Source organism: Arthrobacter sp. 210 2, from assembly GCF_059093025.1.
The window spans coordinates 115,641-133,022 of sequence record NZ_JBNHIE010000005.1 but is presented as its reverse complement, the minus strand read 5'-3'; the positions used below and the strand labels follow the sequence as shown (position 1 = coordinate 133,022).

At 62.9% G+C, this 17,382-nt stretch carries 19 protein-coding genes; 6 read left to right on the top strand and 13 right to left on the bottom strand.

The annotated features are described in order from the left end of the window. Window positions 1-29 precede the first annotated feature (29 nt). Genes AC5RWA_RS11780 through AC5RWA_RS11765 form a run of 4 tightly spaced genes read right to left on the bottom strand, consistent with a single transcriptional unit; the run spans window position 30 to window position 4,390 of the window. On the bottom strand, window positions 30-1,088 hold the full coding sequence (locus tag AC5RWA_RS11780) for an NAD(P)-dependent alcohol dehydrogenase (protein WP_494057757.1): 1,059 nt from the start codon (window positions 1,086-1,088) through the stop codon (window positions 30-32). A 40-nt stretch (window positions 1,089-1,128) separates the two neighbouring features. Continuing rightward, on the bottom strand, window positions 1,129-2,052 hold the full coding sequence (locus AC5RWA_RS11775) for a carbohydrate ABC transporter permease (RefSeq protein WP_494057756.1): 924 nt from the start codon (window positions 2,050-2,052) through the stop codon (window positions 1,129-1,131). Next, on the bottom strand, window positions 2,049-3,017 hold the full coding sequence (locus AC5RWA_RS11770; protein WP_476247699.1) for a carbohydrate ABC transporter permease: 969 nt from the start codon (window positions 3,015-3,017) through the stop codon (window positions 2,049-2,051). The genes AC5RWA_RS11775 and AC5RWA_RS11770 overlap by 4 nt, the downstream gene beginning before the upstream one ends. Before the next feature lie 20 nt (window positions 3,018-3,037). Further along, the gene (locus AC5RWA_RS11765; RefSeq protein WP_494057755.1) at window positions 3,038-4,390 is read right to left on the bottom strand and encodes an ABC transporter substrate-binding protein; all 1,353 of its coding nucleotides are present in this window, start codon (window positions 4,388-4,390) and stop codon (window positions 3,038-3,040) included. Between the two features lie 274 nt (window positions 4,391-4,664). Between AC5RWA_RS11765 and AC5RWA_RS11760 the strand changes: the two genes are divergently transcribed. Continuing rightward, window positions 4,665-5,588, top strand: a complete 924-nt coding sequence (locus AC5RWA_RS11760; protein ID WP_115523493.1) for an AraC family transcriptional regulator — start codon at window positions 4,665-4,667, stop codon at window positions 5,586-5,588. A 1,478-nt stretch (window positions 5,589-7,066) separates the two neighbouring features. Here AC5RWA_RS11760 and AC5RWA_RS11755 read toward each other — a convergent pair. The 3 genes from AC5RWA_RS11755 to AC5RWA_RS11745 all read right to left on the bottom strand — a co-directional run bounded on the left by AC5RWA_RS11755 (window position 7,067) and on the right by AC5RWA_RS11745 (window position 9,057). Further along, on the bottom strand, window positions 7,067-7,762 hold the full coding sequence (locus AC5RWA_RS11755) for a DUF998 domain-containing protein (protein ID WP_494057754.1): 696 nt from the start codon (window positions 7,760-7,762) through the stop codon (window positions 7,067-7,069). 96 nt (window positions 7,763-7,858) lie between these two features. Beyond that, a complete protein-coding gene (locus tag AC5RWA_RS11750) occupies window positions 7,859-8,749 on the bottom strand; it encodes a CPBP family intramembrane glutamic endopeptidase (RefSeq protein WP_494057753.1) in 891 nt (296 codons plus the stop codon). Between the two features lie 128 nt (window positions 8,750-8,877). After that, window positions 8,878-9,057 carry a hypothetical protein gene (locus AC5RWA_RS11745; protein ID WP_494057752.1) on the bottom strand — a complete coding sequence of 60 codons (180 nt, stop codon included), beginning with the start codon at window positions 9,055-9,057 and terminating at the stop codon, window positions 8,878-8,880. 632 nt (window positions 9,058-9,689) lie between these two features. Between AC5RWA_RS11745 and AC5RWA_RS11740 the strand changes: the two genes are divergently transcribed. Continuing rightward, a complete protein-coding gene (locus tag AC5RWA_RS11740) occupies window positions 9,690-10,190 on the top strand; it encodes a pyridoxamine 5'-phosphate oxidase family protein (RefSeq protein WP_494057751.1) in 501 nt (166 codons plus the stop codon). A gap of 55 nt (window positions 10,191-10,245) precedes the next feature. Beyond that, window positions 10,246-10,716 carry a pyridoxamine 5'-phosphate oxidase family protein gene (locus tag AC5RWA_RS11735; protein ID WP_494057750.1) on the top strand — a complete coding sequence of 157 codons (471 nt, stop codon included), beginning with the start codon at window positions 10,246-10,248 and terminating at the stop codon, window positions 10,714-10,716. 43 nt (window positions 10,717-10,759) lie between these two features. Here AC5RWA_RS11735 and AC5RWA_RS11730 read toward each other — a convergent pair whose 3' ends face one another. After that, entirely contained in the window at window positions 10,760-11,281 is a 522-nt protein-coding gene (locus AC5RWA_RS11730) for a hypothetical protein (protein ID WP_494057749.1), read from the bottom strand. Between the two features lie 113 nt (window positions 11,282-11,394). Continuing rightward, a complete protein-coding gene (locus tag AC5RWA_RS11725) occupies window positions 11,395-12,276 on the bottom strand; it encodes a hypothetical protein (protein WP_494057748.1) in 882 nt (293 codons plus the stop codon). A 179-nt stretch (window positions 12,277-12,455) separates the two neighbouring features. Between AC5RWA_RS11725 and AC5RWA_RS11720 the strand changes: the two genes are divergently transcribed. From AC5RWA_RS11720 to AC5RWA_RS11710, 3 genes are all read left to right on the top strand, one after another. Continuing rightward, entirely contained in the window at window positions 12,456-13,337 is an 882-nt protein-coding gene (locus AC5RWA_RS11720; RefSeq protein ID WP_494057747.1) for a universal stress protein, read from the top strand. Window positions 13,338-13,441: 104 nt separating this feature from the next. Then, complete coding sequence (locus tag AC5RWA_RS11715) at window positions 13,442-14,974, top strand: DUF4389 domain-containing protein (protein WP_494057746.1); 1,533 nt, start codon at window positions 13,442-13,444, stop codon at window positions 14,972-14,974. Beyond that, entirely contained in the window at window positions 14,971-15,327 is a 357-nt protein-coding gene (locus AC5RWA_RS11710) for a hypothetical protein (protein WP_494057745.1), read from the top strand. The genes AC5RWA_RS11715 and AC5RWA_RS11710 overlap by 4 nt, the downstream gene beginning before the upstream one ends. Here AC5RWA_RS11710 and AC5RWA_RS11705 read toward each other — a convergent pair. From AC5RWA_RS11705 to AC5RWA_RS11690, 4 genes are all read right to left on the bottom strand, one after another. Continuing rightward, on the bottom strand, window positions 15,317-15,784 hold the full coding sequence (locus tag AC5RWA_RS11705; RefSeq protein WP_494057744.1) for a hypothetical protein: 468 nt from the start codon (window positions 15,782-15,784) through the stop codon (window positions 15,317-15,319). The genes AC5RWA_RS11710 and AC5RWA_RS11705 overlap by 11 nt on opposite strands. Before the next feature lie 51 nt (window positions 15,785-15,835). Next, on the bottom strand, window positions 15,836-16,225 hold the full coding sequence (locus AC5RWA_RS11700; RefSeq protein WP_494057743.1) for a hypothetical protein: 390 nt from the start codon (window positions 16,223-16,225) through the stop codon (window positions 15,836-15,838). Between the two features lie 121 nt (window positions 16,226-16,346). Continuing rightward, entirely contained in the window at window positions 16,347-17,198 is an 852-nt protein-coding gene (locus AC5RWA_RS11695; protein ID WP_494057742.1) for a phenylacetate--CoA ligase family protein, read from the bottom strand. 9 nt (window positions 17,199-17,207) lie between these two features. Beyond that, window positions 17,208-17,369 carry a hypothetical protein gene (locus AC5RWA_RS11690; RefSeq protein WP_494057741.1) on the bottom strand — a complete coding sequence of 54 codons (162 nt, stop codon included), beginning with the start codon at window positions 17,367-17,369 and terminating at the stop codon, window positions 17,208-17,210. Between the last annotated feature and the right edge of the window lie 13 nt (window positions 17,370-17,382).

Below are 17,382 nucleotides of genomic sequence, written 5' to 3'. Positions count from 1 at the left end.
TGGCTGGGTATTGCTTTTGGGCTACCGGTTCAGCGGCCCGGGTAGACGACGGCTTTGAGCTGGCCGGGCTGCTTGCCGGCTTTGAGTGCCTCCTCGGACTCGGACAGTCTGAATCTGCCGGTGACAAGGATGTCGAGGTCCACTTTCCCGTCGGCGATGAGCTGGATGGCCAGCGGCCAGGTGTTGGTGTAGCGGAACACCCCGGAGAGCCAGATCTCCCGGTTCTGGATGAACGAGACGGGGAGTTCGACGTCGTCGGCCCCCAACCCCACGAGGATGACCCGGCCGGCCGGTGCCACGGCCTTGATGCCGGAGCGAACTGCCTGGGGTGCGCCGGAGGCGTCGATGAACGCATCGACGTCGAGCCCTTCCACCGTGTCGGTCCTGGCGTTGAGTGCGTGGGTGGCGCCGTGTTCGAGGGCGAAGGCGAGCCGGTCTTCGGCGATGTCACTGATGTAGATTTCGGTGGCGCCGAAGGCCCGTGCGGCCTGGGCGGCGATGATGCCGATGGGCCCGGCGCCGGCAATCAGGACCCTGCTGCCGGGCCTGATCTCCGCCCGCTCGCAGGCCCACAGGCCCACGGAGAGCGGTTCGATCAGGGCGGCGGCTTCGTCGCTGACGCTGTCCGGTATGTCGTAGGCGAAGTCGGACTGGATGGTGACGTATTCGGCGAAGGCGCCGTCGATAGGAGGGGTGGCGTAGAACTCGATGTCCGGGCAGAGGTTGTAGCGGCCGGCTTTGCACTGCTTGCACTTCCGGCAGGGGCGCTGGGGTTCGACGGCGACGCGCTTCCCGATGCGGCCGGGATCCACGGCGCTGCCGACGGCGGCGATCCGGCCGGAGAGTTCGTGGCCCAGGATCAGCGGGTGGTCCACCACGTACGGGCCGATCCGGCCGTGCTCGTAGTAGTGGACGTCGCTGCCGCAGACACCGACGGCGGCAACCTGCACCAGGACCTGGTCGGCGTCGAGCTGCGGGAGGGGCAGGGTTTCCATGGCCATGTCGCCCTGGCTCTTGAGGATATTAGCGCGCATGGTGGCGGGCAGTCCGGAACCGGTGGCGAGTGATTGTGCGGTTGTTGTTGTCATCGAAGTTGTTCCTTGAACGAGTGTGATGGGGACCGGAGGGTTATTTCACGGCGCCGAGGGACAGACCCTGGACCAGCTTGTCCTGGGCGGCAAAACCCGCGAACAGCACCGGCAGGGAGATCACGACGGCGGCCGCGCAGCCCTGGGCGAGGAACAGGCCCTGGCCGGAGACGAAGCCGGTGAGGAACACCGGGGCGGTGCCCGCAACCACGCCGGTGAGGACGCGGGCCAAAAGCAGTTCGTTCCAGCTGAAGATGAAGCAGATCAGGGCGGTAGCGGCGATGCCGGGCATCGCCACGGGGGCGATGATCTTGCGCAGGATGAGCAGCAGGTTGGCGCCGTCGATCTGGGCTGCTTCGAGCATTTCCTCGGGCACTTCGGCGAGGAAGGAGCGCATCATCCACACGGCGATGGGCAGGTTCATGGACGTGTACATCAGGATCAGGAACCAGATGTTGTCCAGGGCCCCGACGGTCCGGGCGAAGAGGTACAGCGGCAGGATCGCCGCGACCACGGGCATCATCTTGGTGGAGAGGAAGAAGAACATCACGTCGGTCCACTTCTTCACCGGCCGGATGGAGAGGGCGTACGCGGCCGGGAAGGCCAGGAGCAGCACCAGGACCGTGGACAGGATCGAGGCGGTGGCGGAGTTGATCAGCGATGGCCACGGGCTGACGCCGGAGGTTTCGCCGAAGAACTCCCGGTACGCGTCCAGGGTCAGATTCGCGGCGATCGAGGGCGGGTTCGTTGCGGCGTCGGTCTCGGAGTGGAACGAGGTCAGGAGCATCCACAGGACCGGGACGGCGAAGAGCAGCGCGAGCAGCCAGGCGGCGATGCCGGCGGCGGTGTTGTTGCGGGTGGGGTCCATGCGTGCCTTGCCGCGACGACGTGGAGAGCGGCCGGTGTTCAGCGCGGTGGGGCCGGGAGGTGTGTTCTGCGGTGCAGCGGGGGTGAGGGTGCTCATCGTGCTGCCTCCTTCTTGAAGAGTGAAAAGACGGTGCGGAGGGCGAAGGTCGCCACGATGATGGTGCCGATGACCACCACGACGCCGGCGGCCGATGCCAGGCCGTATTCGTTGGCGAAGTAGAACGTCTGGTAGATGGCGTAGGGCAGGTTGGCGGTGCCGAGTCCGCCTGCTGTCAGGGTGAAGACGGCGTCGAAGTTCTGCACGATGTAGATCGCGCCCAGGAGTCCGCCGAGCTCCAGGTACTGGCGCAGGTGGGGCAGCGTCAGGTGGCGGAAGATCCCCCAGGGGGTTGCGCCGTCCATCTGGGCGGCCTCGACGGTGTCCATGGGGCGGGACTGCAGGCCGGCCAGCAGGATGAGCATCATGAACGGCGTCCACTGCCACACCAGGGAGAGGATCACGGCCATCATGGGTGCCTGCGAGAGCAGGTCCAGTTGCGGCGCCGGGGCGCTGCCGAAGAGGGACCATACCCAGGTGAGGACGCCGTTGATCAGCCCGTATGTGGGGTTGAGCAGGGCGTGCTTCCAGATCAGGGCCGCTGCCACGGGAACCACCAGGAACGGGGCGATCAGCAGGGTCCGGGCCAGGCCTCGGCCGATGAACTTCTTGTCCAGCAGCAGGGCCAGTCCCAGGCCGATGAGCAGGCTGATCAGCACCACGGACACGGTGAGGAGGATGGTGGTGAAGATCGCCTGCCGCAGGTCAGGGTCGGTAAGGACGGTGACGTAGTTTTCCAGGCCGGCGAAGGCGGTCTTGTCCGGGCTGAGGCTGTTCCAGTTCATGAACGAGATGACCAGCGTCACCACGAACGGAAGCTGGGTGACCAGGATGAGGAAGACCAGGGCCGGGAGCAGCGGTGCACGCCGTGCCCAGGCCAGGGCTCGTTCGCGCGACTTGGCGTCTCGTGAAGGTTTGGCTGCATTGTGTCCCGTGCGGGAGATGCGCGCCGTTGCGGTAGTCATGATGTTCTCCTGCGTTTCGGTTAGGGCTGCTTGTACTTGTTGCCGACCTTTTGGGCGGCTTCCTGGCCCTTAGCCAGCGCGTCAGCCACACTGCCTTGGCCGGCGATGGCGGAACTGACGCCCTGGGAGACGTTGGTGCCCAGGGCAGCGAATTCGGGGATGCCGACAAACTGAATGCCGACGGCGGGGCGTTCCTGCGCACCGGGGTTCTTCGGGTCGGCGTTCTCGATGGCGAAGCGTTCAGCTTCAAAGAACGGTGCGGCCTTCTGGAACTCGGCGTTTTCGTAGGTGGAGATGCGCTTGCCGGAGGGGACCTTGGCCCAGCCAAGCTCGGAGGCGACGAGTTCCTCGTAGTCCTTGGAGCTGGCCCAGGCGATGAACTTCTCGGCAGCGTCCTGTTTCTTGGACGCGGCCTGCATGGCCCAGGACCAGGTCCACAGCCAGCCGGAAGAGGCGGTTTCCTTCACCGGTGCCTGGGCGTAGCCGATCTTGCCCTTCACCGGGGAATCTTCGGCTTCCAAGGCGCCGGCGGCGGAGGTCGCGTCGTACCACATGGCCACGTTGCCCTGGCTCATGTTGTTCAGGCACTCGGTGAACCCGGCTTGCGCGGCTCCTGCTTCGCCGTGTTCGCGGACCAGTTTGGTGTAAAACTCCACGGCTTCGGTGAACTCCGGGGAGTTGACCTGGGCGTTCCAGTCTTTGTCGAACCAGGTCCCGCCGAAGGTGTTCACGACGGTGGTCAGCGGTGCGAAGACCTGGCCCCAGCCGGGCTGGCCGCGGAGGCAAATGCCCTTCATGCCCGGTTCCGCGCCGTCGACCTTTGCGGCGATGTCAGCGACTTCGTCCCAGGTCGGCTTCGCCGGCAGGGTCAGGCCCTTGGCTTCCAGGATGTCCTTGCGGTACATCAGGAACGAAGACTCCCCGTAGAACGGTTCGCCGTAGAGCTTGCCGTCCTCACCGGTGAGGGATGCCGTGTAGGCGGGCAAGATGTCGTTTTGGTCAAACTCCGGGTCTTTGGCCACATCGTCCAGCGGGGCGAGCCAGCCGTTGGCGGAATAGAACGGGATCTCGTAGTTGGACAGTGAAGCGACGTCGTACTGGCCGGCCTGGCTGGAGAACTCCTGGCTGATCTTGGCCCGCACATCGTTCTCGGGCAGGATCGTGTAATTGACCCTGATCCCGGTTTCCTTGGTGAAGTTCTCTGCCGTGAGCCGCTGCAGATCCTCCATCTGGGGATTGTTCACCATCAGGACACTGATGCTGTTCCGGACTCCGGCGGAATTTCCACCGCCGGCACCTGCACAGGCCGAGGCACTCAAGACTATGCAGAGGGCTCCGGCGGACAGGACGGCAGCGCGCGTTTTCGGGCGCATTAAGGACTCCTTTGTTCTTCGGGAAGATGCAGGACCGGGCCACGTCGACTGCTGCGTCCACGTGCTCCGGCGGGGGCGTGGTCTCTCATCGAATCCGATGTGCCGCGCTGATGTTCCTCAAGATTAGGTGTGCGGGATACATCACAACTAGCGCCGTGGTTGCCAATTTCTGATACTTATTTTCCGGCGGTCATCCAGCGGCACGCGCTACTCTGGGGTAGGACGCCTCAACCGTCGTCCACATTTCATAGAAAACCAACGGATGGAGTACCGGATGGTCCCCACGGACACCGCGGGTGAAGCGACCGCCCGGCTGGCGGAACGGCTGTTGGGGATGAGGGCCAACCGGGAAGTTATTCCGCCTGACCCCAACCACTCGGTCCGATGGCACCAGCACAGCTATCCCAGCCCGGTGGCGCGTTGGAACTACCACCCCGAGTACGAGATCCACCTCATCCGGAAGGGCACCGGAAAGTTCATCGTGGGTGACCACATCGGCACCTTCGAGGCTGGCCACGTATCCCTCGTGGGATCAGGGCTGCCGCACGACTGGGTCAGCGACCTTGAGCCCGGCGAAGTGCTCGAGAACCGGGACGCCGTAATCCAGTTCGACGGTAAGTGGGTTGAGCAGGCGGCCGCCCTGGTTCCGGAGCTGGCCGAGGTGAAGCCGCTGCTGGAGCAGTCTGCGCGGGGAATCGAGTTCCTCGGCGAATCGGCACGGCAGGCGGCTGTAGCCATCGAGGCGATGGGGGCCGTCACCGGGCTGGACCGGCTCCAGCATCTGTTCGCGCTATTCGCGATCCTCACCAGGGCGCCGCTGGAGGACCGGCGCTACCTGGCCGAGGAATGGTTCAGGCCGCAGCTGGACGGCCAGGCCGCCGCCGTCGTCGACCTCGTTTTGGAGTATGTGTTCAGCAACCACGCCGGCAGTGTCACGTTGTCCGAGGCCGCGGCCCTGGTGGGCATGCCGGAACCCACGTTCTCAAAATACTTCAAACGCGCCACCGGCCAGAACTTCAGCGACCTGGTCCGCAAGCTGCGCCTGGCCCACGCACGGCGCCTGCTGGAACGCAGTGATAAAGCGATCTCCGACATCTGCTACGAAGTGGGGTTTTCCAACCTGTCCAACTTCAACAGGCATTTCCTCAACGACGCCGGCGAAACACCGCGCCAGTTTCGGCAGCGCGTCCAGAATTGAGGACTGGCAAGGCCAGCACCGTGGTGCCGATGGTCCTGTCCTAAGACCCAAATTGCACACGAGCCCGCGAGCTCGTCCATAGGACACATCCAAACCCGACGTCAAGCCGGCACCTGGGTCATCTCTGACATCAGGCTAAGAAGGCTCTTGATCGGTGCTGCGACCAGAAGTAGACGCAGGTAGCGAACAGTTACATCGAACTTCATGGTCCCTGGGCGGCTCCCCTGCGCCATCAGGGCTTCATTCCATGGTGATCCAGATTCTCTTCCAGGCCCGCCGTCACAAAGAGACTCCATAAAGCAGACGTAAGCGTGGAGAACGTCCACACCCTATTAGGCAGGACAAAACGTCCAGCCGCATGTCCCGTAACGTCTTCGAGGAGCCCTCCAAGAAGAACCTCGTACAAAGTCGGCGACGTCATGTTGTGTCCTCCCCCTAAGACCATGAATAGGTGTCGGCCACCACGGACCAACCCGACAGCACTGGAAAGAGGACCGCGCAAATTCAGTCACAGCATGACGGAGGGCCCACCAGCCAGGGTCCTGTCCCCGCCACCCCACACACGTGAACAGGCTCAGCGGCAGCCAGGCCACAGCCGGCAAATCTAGCGTCAGAGGGACGCCACCACTAGCCATGTCAACACGTTAAAGCAAAAACCCCTCTGTCGAGGGGATATGCCGTGCCCGAGGTGGGACTCGAACTGTCTTCCGGGCCTTGCAAAGACTGGGAGCCCGCGGAAACATGCGGAATTCGAAGCAGTACGAGGGCTGTCCCACCCGGTACGAGGGCCAGACCGTGGACAATGTACACACCCCAATTTCGTCCCACCGAAGCGTTCAACCGAAGACCGCACCCCAAAACGAAGGGGTGCGGTCTTCTTTGTCCTGACAGCAGTGGCTCGCACCTCAACAGTCTTTTGCGGTACTGGAATCCGCCAACGACACACCTTTCTGGAACGACTCTCACGGCGGAACCACTTATCGCGCCGAGTGTCCCGAGCCGGCCTATCGTGCTAAATCATGCCGCCCGATACCTTGGCGTCGATGGACAAGCAGAAGTACGAACTGCTTGTCATTCTGATATGTCCCATGAGCGCTGGGCGGGTCCTTCGCGCGCAACCAGGGCGCTACCGCGCCGACCCCGGGAACGAAAACTTTCCAGAGTGGAGTGGTATCGCTTCAGGACGAAGTTTTCGTCCCGGCGCCGGTTCCCCAAGTTGCACTCCGGCCCCTCAGCCCAGCGGGTGGTCCTCTATCAGAACGACGCCCACAACCAACAACCACAGAAAACACAGCAACACAAGGGTGAAGGGAAAATTTCAGGCCGGTTCGTGTCCCGGTATCGCAAGTCCGACAGACCGTGGGGACTTCCTTAATACCTGCACCAAATACCGCTCAACCACTTTTACGTGGACCGGTTCCTCATCAGCTCCCGGCCCCTGGCATACACCCGGAAGCGGTAATCCGTGGGCTTCTCTATCATGCCGTGTTGCGCTCGTCGGCTAAGTTCAGGTCACGCTGCGACGACCGGCGGATCAGCAGCAGCGCGAGCACCACGACCCATGCAAGGGTCACCATGATGTTAACGCGCTCCCAGAGGCCCGCCCACGGCGTCGGCAGGTTCGTCTGGATAGTCGAGGCGTCCCCGGCGGTAAGCAGTCCGAAAACGATGAGCAGCAGGATGGTGGCCGTGGTGTACAGACGGAACCACAGGTTGAACGCAACTGCCGCCGAGACCATCGCCGCCAATATCAGCGCACTGGTCAACGAAACAATGATCAAATGCGCCGTGTCAGCCGCTGTGGCGCCGCCCGCGGCTAGTACTTCGCGGGTGTGCATCGAGGCGAACGGGTAGGCCAGTCCGGCCAGCACGTAGGCGCCGAGGAGGATGCCGGTCACACGAAGCGACCGCCGCCGGCTCCCGGCCCGCCAGACGCCGGCTGCGAATGCCGCCATTAGGGCACTCCACAGCAAGCCCAGCCACACCCAAAGGGTCCGGGTGGAGACATCCCATGCCGAGAGCTCGCTGACCGTCTGCGACATCGGGTCGTACCCGGCGTACCGGATCAGCCAGATCATGACTCCGTAGAGCAATGAGGCGGCAATGCCGCACAACGGCAGCAGCGCCGGCCGACGACCGGCCACCGGCAGCGAGTAATGGATCGAACTGGACATCTTTTACCTTCTATCTTTTCCTCGGGACGACCGGCTATGAGGGAAGCCACGGTCGCGTGCCCCAGTGCACGCCCCGTCGGAAGGCTCCTCTGCATCTCATACACCTCTTCTGTCTGGGATTCCGGCCTTGTGGCGGGCCCTCAACAGCAAGACGACCGCGACTATCGCCCAGAACGCCGCACCCCACATCACGGCCGGCAACAAGATGGCAATTTCGGTCGCTTTGCCTGATGCCATGAAAGAATTGATGAACGCTCCGGCCGAAAGCGGTGCGTGCATCAGCATCGCCAGGGGGAGGCTCCCTGTCTGGTCAGAGACCCACACCATCAGCACCCTGAACGGGGGCAGCCAGGCAAACAGGAACACTGCCACGATCAGGACCTGAGGTGTGGCTCCTGAGGGGTCGGTGCTGTCGGCGAACATAGGGTAGTGCCAGGAGCCCCACAGCAGGGCCAGGATCAGGCCAGTCGACAGAATGCCGTAACGTCTACGCAGCAGGGGCAGGGCAAAGCCTGTCCAACCAAGCTCTTCCAGAAAGCCGACCATCAGCCCGACCATGATGCCGCCCAGCGCAATCCCCACCGCCGCGCCTACTGTTGGTGATCCCGCGTAGTATCCCGGGAACATGGACGAGACCGCGGCCGCCGTCGCCGCCATGACGACCGGGCCAGTCAGAAAGGCGACAATGTACCAGCGTGCGCCTACCCGCCATCGGCGCAGCCCTGACCTGAGCTTGTGAAGCCCTGCCTGGCCGTACACGAGTCTGGTGAGGAGGACGCCGGCAGCGGCGGGCCCTATCGGGAGCGCGATGGCTGCCCAAGTCAGGGAAATGTGCCCCACACTGAGAATGGCCGCCATGCCGCCCCAGGATATGAAGAACGCCAGGAAGTAGTACGCAGGCACCGGATGACGCCTTATAAACGATAAGAACCCTTTGCTGGCGGTGCCCGGGACCAGCGGTACTCCCGGCTGTGACTGCGCTGTCATGAGAAACCCTCCTGCCTACCCAACAACCGCTCCCCGTCGCCCGGGAGCCGGTGAAAGTGTCTCGATAACCTCCTGGCTCCAGACCGCCTCTTGCACCAGCAAGTCCCGACCCCTCAAAGGCGTCACGTCTACCGCCATGGCCCCAGTTCGGGCGCCAAAAGGCCGATCAGCAGAATGTGGCTGCCGGGTACGACCACGCGCCAGGCGTGAGTCACCCACCCGAACTTCGCATCGTCGGCGAAGTCACCGTAATCGTAGCCTGAGGCGAGGGAGGAGGCGTTCACCGCAGCGCCTCCGAGGATCATCATTAGGCCGGCTCCGACACGCCCGATTTTTTTCCTTTCGTGGAACTTTCTGCTTGTGCTTTCAGCATGGGACCGCCGCTCGGCTGCCAGGTAGAGTCATAAGTCCCCGGAGCTTCCTCTTCGCGCACTGGGAGGACCCTCTTGCGAGGAGGCCCTGCGACCCAACTCGAAACCATCCCCAACGGCGTCATCCAAGCAGCCGCCAGCACCCCTCGTCATCGCCAACCGACGACAAAGACCGCCAACAAAAACCCGCCCATAAAGCTCGGATTCCACAACTGCGCTGATATCGAGCAGCCCGTGGCTTGAATTCCAGGGCGCCGAGATAGGCCGCAAGGCCGTGCACGACATCTTTCTCTCCCCTGCCCCGGTGAGGAAAATCGCCTATCGGGGCGTAGAGCGCTGGCTCGGCGGTTCTCTCAACAACTGGGGCTAAACACAATGTTCAGCCCCAGCCGTGTTCCATGACTTTCGGCACTGGTCCAGGGGGACAGGCCCGGCCACTCTAGGAGAAAGCACCAGCAGACCCGGAAGGCCAAGGCATTGCTTGACTACGAGACGGAATACAAGAGGAATGCGCAGCACGCGCATTTCCCGTCAGCCACCACTCAGCATGGGCACGAAAGGATCTGTTTATGAAGTCCACGAAAAATGAACCCGCAGCTGGCGCCAGTCAGTCCGGCCAGGGTGATCCCCCGCGTCTGTCCTTTGACCAGTGTTGGGAATTGCTGGATTCAGAAACGGTCGGACGCCTGGGCCTGGTTGTGGATGAGCACCCTGAGATATTCCCCGTGAACTACGTCCTGGATAACCGGACCATTGTCTTCCGCACCGGCCGGGGACGGAAGCTGTGGGGCGCGATGGCCGCGCGGCCGTCTGTTCTGGAAATCGATGGGTATGACCCACGAAGTGAGGAGGCCTGGAGCGTCGTAGCCCGCGGCGAAACACATCTCATCGATGATCCCGAGGAATTGGCGCGTGTGGAGGCTCAAGGGCTTCAACCTTGGCAGCCCGGGCCCAAAGACCACTACATCCGTCTGACACCTCGTGTCCTGACCGGCCGCAGGTTCAAGGTAAACCCACCTGATGTGTGGGAAACCAGGCCAAACGATGCACGGCGCGCCTCTTTCGAATAGGACTCGAGCCGGCCCCACATCAATTCTTCGAGACACAAAGGTCAGGATTAACTGCGTGGAAAACCAACAGAAGGTATCGCCAGCGGAGATGCTGGAAAGTCAGGAATGCTGGGCTTTGCTGCGGCAAGTGTCCGTCGGCCGTTTGGCCGTGTGGCTGGATGACGGGCCGGACATCTTTCCCGTCAACTACGTCACAGACCACGGAACGCTCGTCTTTCGGACAGGGACAGGAACGAAACTCGACGCGGTGCAAGGTGAAATTCCCGTGGCTATGGAAGCAGACGGAGTTAACCCCGAGACCGGCGTGGCGTGGAGCGTGGTGATTCGCGGCAAAGCCGAACTCCTGACAAAGACCGATGCCGTGCTCGCCACCTTCTCGCTTCCTCTGTTCCCGTGGGAAGCAGGACACAAAGATCATTTCGTGCGAGTAGTGCCAATCTCTATCTCAGGACGTCGCTTCACTGTTGCGCCTCCCAATAAGTGGTGGAATGCCATACAAAGCGCCAAGCGCGCAGCCCCGGAATAAGCTCGTGCGGCAGCCGATACAGCCCGCCCCTGGTACCAGCCGGCTATCGAGGCCCGGGAAGGCTCGTGCCCTCGGCCCGGTTCTTGATGCCGTAGAGCATCTTTCTCATCATGGGGAAGTCCCCGAATTCCAGCAGTGGGACGGTGAGCAGCAGCGACAGACCGGGCCGGTAATGCTGTTTGAGCCGGGTAACCAGTCTGGTCCTGTTGTCTGGAAGCCGTATGAAGCGCCAGGACCACGAGGAATCCGGTTTCGCCCACACCAAATGGACCGGAAATTTCTTCTCGGCGACAACGAAAGATGTGTTGGGGCTGGGCTTGGCTGTCATTGGGGCCGCCACGTCGCCTACACGCAGGCTTTGCCATTCCGGAAGAACGGTGTTCGAGCTGGGCAAGCCGAGGGAGTCCAGCAAATCGTAGGAATAGAAACCCGCCCGTTTAATGCCCACCTGCATAACCCATGGCCAGACCTCCTCTGGCGGGGCGTTGATCGTTATGGCCCGTGTAGCCGTGAAATGCGATGCCGGGACTAACTCGTCGCCGGGCATCGGCGAGGCAACTTCCACGGCCGTTGCTCCCCACCGGAGATGCCAGGACCTGAATAAGGGTGCGGCTACGAATACGGGCAGCGCTGCCACAGCTTCTGCGGCCTGGGGCAGCAGCGTCCGCCAGCCTGGCTTCACGGGTTCTCCCCGGTCATGACAGGTCCCCGGGCAGGGACAGTTTCGTCCACGAGGAGCAGCCGCAAATGCAGGAATCCGAGGACTAGGAAGAACAGTGACAGTGCCAGCCACAGCCAAAAAGCTACGGGGTCAAAACGTAAGCCGAACAGCGCCTTGGCTGGTTCTGCTGCCGCCAGTGGCAGTATCAGGGCGAAGCCAAGCACGTAGGCGGCCGGCAGCAGCAGGAGCCCCGTTTTTTGCCCCCGGAAGGCGGCGATCGCCAGGATGAGGAAAGCAGGCATGATGAGGCACAGATCCAGGATGAAGACCGAGTAGATCGTCTCGATTTTCTGCCGCGCCGCCATAAGTGGCAGGAGCATGGCGATCCACAGTGGATAGAACATCAGGGGCTGCAGAAGTGCTCCCGACGCCGACAGGAGACGGACGCCCTTTGGCAGGCTCACCTGCACGGTCCTGCGGCACAAGGCCACCGTTTCATACACCACGGCCCACAAAGCGGCCGCGAAGATGGCCATGTACACCAGGTAGAGCCAGTTGTAGACCCGTTCAATGGTGTAGACGCCGTAGGCGTACACCAGGTAGCCCAGCAGGCCCAGGACTATCAGCTCCAGCCTCGGCCGGGAAGCCTTCGCCGTCAGAGCCAGAACCAGCAGCACCAGCGCGGCCACAATGGACATAACATCCTGCGAATAGGCGCCCGGCAGGTAGGGCTTTTCGACAAGGCCGTCATAGATGGCCGGCGAGGCAACCCCAACGCCGGCCGCGATAAGCGTCAGCAGCGCTATGAGTACCCACGCCCTGCGCCTGAGCATATGCCGCTCCCCTTTCCTGGGTTCGTGCAAGGGGCGCGCTTCCATTTCTGCTGCGGATTCCTTCATATCCTGACTCCTCCAGCCCTTTGCCAACAGCGTTCCACGCACTCGGATTCCATTGAAGTGGCTAAAGTCCCCCGTTTAGCACCGCGGAGCACCATTGCCGTGACCTTTGGCCCTATGTCGGGTGCGGGCGCAGGGCCAATCTTGAAGTGACAATGCCGGAGCAACCAGGAAGTCCAGCCATGACAACCCATAAACCAATCGCTGTTGGCACCAACGACTCGGCACAGAGCCAGGCAGCGGTGCTGTGGGCGGCGCGCCGCGCCAACCAGGAAAAGGTGCCGCTGGTAATCCTCCACGTAGTGGACGACCGCTGGGTGGCTGAACCATACCCATGGATTGGAGCGTTGGAGGAGGCGGGCGAAAAGCTCCTCGAGACTGCGGCCAACCGGGTCCGCGGCACCCTTCCCATCACTATCACCACCAAGCTCTTGACCGGCAGCGTCGGAGGATCGTTGGCGAAGTACTCGGGCAAGGCCTCGATGGTTGTCGTCGGCTCGGGCAGTGGCCACCTTGGCGGTTCCCTCGCTGACCGCGCCCTTCAAGTTGCTGCATCTTCCAAAGTTCCTGTTGCTGTTGTCGGAACACAAGAACTGGAAGGCCGGTCCGGAGTGGTGGTCGGCGTTGACGGGTCAAAGGAATCCACTCAGGCCGTCGCCTTCGCCGCAACCGAGGCTGACCGGGCAAGTGAAGAACTCACCGTGCTCTATGCCATCAGCGCTCCCGACCCTGTGATGGATGCGGGTCTCACCCCCACCACTTTGGCCGAATTGATCGTCGAAGAGGAACGGCTCGTTCTGTCAGAGACCGTGGCCGGAATCAGGGAAGACTATCCGGACCTGCAGGTACATCAGGTATTGGAAACAGACAAGGCACCAGTGGATGCGCTGGTGAAAGCGGCCGCGGGCGCCAGGATGCTGGTTGTCGGGAGCCGAGGCAGGGGAGGTATCAAACGGCTCCTGCTCGGCTCCACTGCACATGGAGTCCTCAAACATCTGCCATGTCCTACCGTCATCACGCGGATCCAGCCCCTCAAGAACAAAATGACTGCCGGAAAAATCTAAACAGCGCAATCGCTAAGGACCTATCCCGCAGCAGTCGAAGCGGGCCCCAAGGAAACCTCTTTCCATCCGAGGCTGTCACGCCTCCAACCCACCAGGTCGAAATCATGAAAAAAACAGGCTCCGCAATAATGCTCGTCGTCGGGATCCTGCTGTCGATCCTTGGCTTCACCGCACTGGCCGGAGGTGTTGCCGCATCCGTGCTGGGGACCGCACAGGGCGATGGATACTTCACCTCGGGCAGCGCCCGGCTTTCCGTCGCTTCCCACGCACTGACCACGCCCAGGCTCGACGCCGTCGGCGAGGGCGTTCCGCCCCGCCTGCCTTTTGATATCGGTACGCTCAGGCTCCGTGCCACCGCCGTGGACCCCGGCAAGGACATTTTTATCGGCATCGCTCCCCAATCCGACGTCGAGCGGTACCTTTCGGGCGTTCATCACTCTGAGCTGCTCGAGGTCGAGAGCCGTCCCTTCCGGGCGGAATACCGCGACATTCCCGGCACGAGCACTCCCGCCCCGCCGGCAGAGCAAACCTTCTGGAACGCTTCCGTGTCAGGTACCGGCGAGCAGGAGCTGACGTGGGATCTTGCCGCCGGCAGCTGGGCAATCGTGGTAATGAATGCCGACGCCAGCCCCGGTGTCGATGCCAGGGTGCAGCCCGGATTCAGGTCCGACCTGATCTGGCCGGCAGCCACCGGCCTGCTGATTGGCGGGGCTATCGGGTTGGCTATCGGCGTTCCACTGCTCGTTCTGGGCGCTGCTGGACTCGGCAGGCATGCCGAACCGCCTTCCCGTGGCCCCCGCGGACCGCTTCCCCACTTCCCGGCTGGAGCGCCAGGCGCGACGGCAGCCCCGGGGCTGCCGGGAACCCCGTCCGCTTTACAGTCCGGCGCGGCCACACCAGCGGACGAAGTTCCCTACCCTGCCCGGCTCTTCGGCAGCCTGGATCCCGCACTGTCCCGATGGATGTGGCTCGTGAAATGGTTCCTGGCCATTCCGCATTTCATCGTGCTGGCTTTCCTCTGGATCGCGTTCCTGGTGGTCACAATCGTTGCCGGCTTCGCCATCCTGTTCACCGGCCGTTATCCGCGCCCCCTGTTCAATTTCAACGTGGGAGTTCTGCGGTGGAACTGGCGGGTGGCCTTCTACGCCTACGCCGCCGCCGGCACTGACCGCTATCCGCCCTTTACCCTGGCACGCACCGACTATCCCGCGGACTTCGAGGTGGACTACCCCGAACGACTCTCCCGCGGCCTGGTCCTGGTGAAATGGTGGCTCCTGTCCCTCCCGCACCTGCTCGTCGTCGCGGCGTTCGCCGGGACCACCTGGACCTGGCAGGCAGAAACCAATGATCCGGGTACAACCTATGAACGTGGAACAGGGCTCTCCCTGCTGGGGCTGCTTGTCCTGATTGCCGTGGTGGCCTTGCTCTTTACCGGCAGGTACCTGCGTCCGCTTTTCGGTCTGATCATGGGGATCAACCGCTGGATCTACCGGGTCCTCGCTTACACTGCCCTGATGCGTGATGAGTATCCGCCGTTCCGGCTCGATCAGGGCCCTGATGAGGCCCCACGTCCAGTGGTGGGGCCTCCGCCGGATGGAGCGGTGCTCCGGGAGGCCGAACCAGCGCCACGGCCGTGAATTGGTTGGCAGGCCTGTTCCTAGTAGCCCATGGACTGATCCATGCGGGCATCTGGTGCACACCCTTCGATCCGGCGAAAGCTCCGTTCGACCCCAGGCATTCGTGGCTGGCGGCACGTCTGGGCCTGGCCGGGCCCGCCCGCCGCTTTTCGGTGATGCTGGCGCTGGCAGCCACGGTTCTTTTCGTGATCTCCGGCCTGGTGGTTATCTCCAACGCTCCTTGGGCTGGAGCAGTAGCCATCGCCGCAGCGGGTGTGTCACTGCTGCTCACCATACTGGTGTTTCACCGCTGGCTTTCGTTCAACCTGTTGATCAACATCGCCATCATCGCGGTTGTCTCGGCTAACGCCTAGTTCCCCGGGCCCACCTGTCCCAAAGGGCATGTGGAAATTCTTTGGTCAGCAGCCGGGCCAGTCCAGCGGCCATCAACGGGTTCGGCAGCGTCCACACACCCAGGGGAGTGATGACGAGCAGGAAGACGATGGCGCCGATAAGTCCCAGCTTCACCCGGCGTCGACGGCTGAGGATCAACAGGCCCACCGCTATTTCTCCTGCAGCGGCCACAATGCCAACCACGGGAGGGGCAACCGCCACCACATTCTCAAACAACCAGGCGTAGAAAGGGATCAGCGGCTCATCCGTTCCTATTGAAACAAACACCTCCGGAGCCAGGAAACTGAGCAACGCATTGACCCCCAGCGCCATGACGATAAAGAAGATACCGATGAAGATGCGTGCGCCGTTCGGCCTGACAAGACTGAACACCAGGAAGGCCGCACAAAATATCAGCCACGGGATCAACTGCTCCACGGTTTCCCCTCTCTATGGCGGTCAATAGCTGTTCAATCTCCACACCGGCGATTAGCGGGGCGGAGGCAGGGCCCGGACGAACGGTGCCTTACCCAGAGCTGTCCGTTCAAGTCGCTCCACCAGTTCCACGTTGATGGGAATGGGTGCCACACCAGCTGTAGCGAGTTCTGCTTCCACGGCCGCCCGGACCCCTTGGACAGAGGCTGCGGGAACCATTCCGGCAATGAGGACCCGCAGGCCGTGCGGTCCCTGCATTACCTGCCAGCCTGAAGTTCCAACGTGGTCCAGCACATGGTGGAACACGATGGGATGAACGCTGATTGTACCGTCCTTGCCCGGCAGCAGGAGGATGTCTTCGAGGCGACCTTCGACTTCTTCGAGCAGCTGGAAGGACCGACCACAGCGGCAACCTCGGCCACCCAGCCGAATCGTGTCGGACATCTCGTACCTGATCAGTGGCAGCGTCCGGGAAAACAGCACAGTGACGAAAAGCTTTGCTCCTGTTGTCCCTGCTGGGACGGGGTTGCCGCTCTGGTCCACGCGCTCAACAATCAGCAGGTCCTCATAGATGTGGCGGTTCCGGATAGGTGCAGGGGGAGGCGATGCCGGCTGTTTCGGTTGCCGCGTAGACATCGAAAGGAGCACTCCCCCACGCCGCCTGCATTTCCCGCGCCGCCTCCGGAGTAAGCACTTCCGAAGCGGAAACCACTCCTTCGGGTGCGATGTGCAGCCGCCCTTCACGCTGCTCCACGGCCAAGGGCTTCAGTTCCGACGCGTAACCCACCAGGACTCTGGGCTGAAACCCGTTCAATGCGGCGACGGTCTCAGGCTTGGGTGCAGTGACGTCCAGCCGGAGGGTGGGAACAAGGCCCGAACGCAGGGAAGCACCAACAACAGCGGACTGATGCGTAGGAACCCGGGAGCTGACCAGCGCCATTTTGAGGGGCCGGGTCAGCCCGGCGGAGATTCCGGCCCAGTCGTTGGCCCGGGCGTAGCTGCCCAGGATGGTGGCCCATTCCTTACGGTTCCACACAAAGGTTCCCCGGCGGCCGGTGGTCCCGGCAGTCGCCGCTGCCCGCCACTGGCCCTTCCACGGCACCCCCGGGTCTCCGTGGCTCTCTGTCAAGGACCGCAGGTGGTCCTCCAACTCCGCCAGCCTCAGGTCCGGTGTGGTGACGGCCTCGTCGAAGTGCTCCATGAGGTCGGCTTTGGTCACGGGCGGCAGCTGGTCCAGCGGAGCATCGTGCAGGCCTGCGTGGTGGCGGCGGTAGAACTCCGAGCCGGCGTAGGCCGCGGTGCGCAGCTCCTTCAGGGCATGGTCCTGGTGGGCTGCGATCCTGGCCGAATCCCAATGATCCCGCTTCCGCCATGCGGCCCGCAGGAACAGCACATGGGAAATGAGGCGCAGGTCCATGGCCGTGGCTTAGCGGTTTCCGGCCGGGGTGAGCGGCCGGGATGTGCGGGCTGTGGTGGCATCGGGTGTTTCCGGGCGAGGCAGCCGGAGTCTCTTGAGCAGCAGGGCGTTGACGGCGACCAGGAAGCTGGAGCCGGACATCGACAGGGCCGCTACTTCGGGGCTGAGCATGATCCCGACGACG

Bases quoted from the DNA above. Each gene is read 5' to 3' on its own strand.
- AC5RWA_RS11725 (WP_494057748.1), bottom strand. From the start codon at position 12,276: ATGAAGGAATCCGCAGCAGAAATGGAAGCGCGCCCCTTGCACGAACCC.
- AC5RWA_RS11765 (WP_494057755.1), bottom strand. From the start codon at position 4,390: ATGCGCCCGAAAACGCGCGCTGCCGTCCTGTCCGCCGGAGCCCTCTGC.
- AC5RWA_RS11760 (WP_115523493.1), top strand. From the start codon at position 4,665: ATGGTCCCCACGGACACCGCGGGTGAAGCGACCGCCCGGCTGGCGGAA.
- AC5RWA_RS11745 (WP_494057752.1), bottom strand. From the start codon at position 9,057: ATGATGATCCTCGGAGGCGCTGCGGTGAACGCCTCCTCCCTCGCCTCA.
- AC5RWA_RS11755 (WP_494057754.1), bottom strand. From the start codon at position 7,762: ATGTCCAGTTCGATCCATTACTCGCTGCCGGTGGCCGGTCGTCGGCCG.
- AC5RWA_RS11740 (WP_494057751.1), top strand. From the start codon at position 9,690: ATGAAGTCCACGAAAAATGAACCCGCAGCTGGCGCCAGTCAGTCCGGC.
- AC5RWA_RS11720 (WP_494057747.1), top strand. From the start codon at position 12,456: ATGACAACCCATAAACCAATCGCTGTTGGCACCAACGACTCGGCACAG.
- AC5RWA_RS11750 (WP_494057753.1), bottom strand. From the start codon at position 8,749: ATGACAGCGCAGTCACAGCCGGGAGTACCGCTGGTCCCGGGCACCGCC.
- AC5RWA_RS11775 (WP_494057756.1), bottom strand. From the start codon at position 2,052: ATGAGCACCCTCACCCCCGCTGCACCGCAGAACACACCTCCCGGCCCC.
- AC5RWA_RS11770 (WP_476247699.1), bottom strand. From the start codon at position 3,017: ATGACTACCGCAACGGCGCGCATCTCCCGCACGGGACACAATGCAGCC.
- AC5RWA_RS11690 (WP_494057741.1), bottom strand. From the start codon at position 17,369: ATGCTCAGCCCCGAAGTAGCGGCCCTGTCGATGTCCGGCTCCAGCTTC.
- AC5RWA_RS11700 (WP_494057743.1), bottom strand. From the start codon at position 16,225: ATGTCCGACACGATTCGGCTGGGTGGCCGAGGTTGCCGCTGTGGTCGG.
- AC5RWA_RS11715 (WP_494057746.1), top strand. From the start codon at position 13,442: ATGAAAAAAACAGGCTCCGCAATAATGCTCGTCGTCGGGATCCTGCTG.
- AC5RWA_RS11695 (WP_494057742.1), bottom strand. From the start codon at position 17,198: ATGGACCTGCGCCTCATTTCCCATGTGCTGTTCCTGCGGGCCGCATGG.
- AC5RWA_RS11780 (WP_494057757.1), bottom strand. From the start codon at position 1,088: ATGACAACAACAACCGCACAATCACTCGCCACCGGTTCCGGACTGCCC.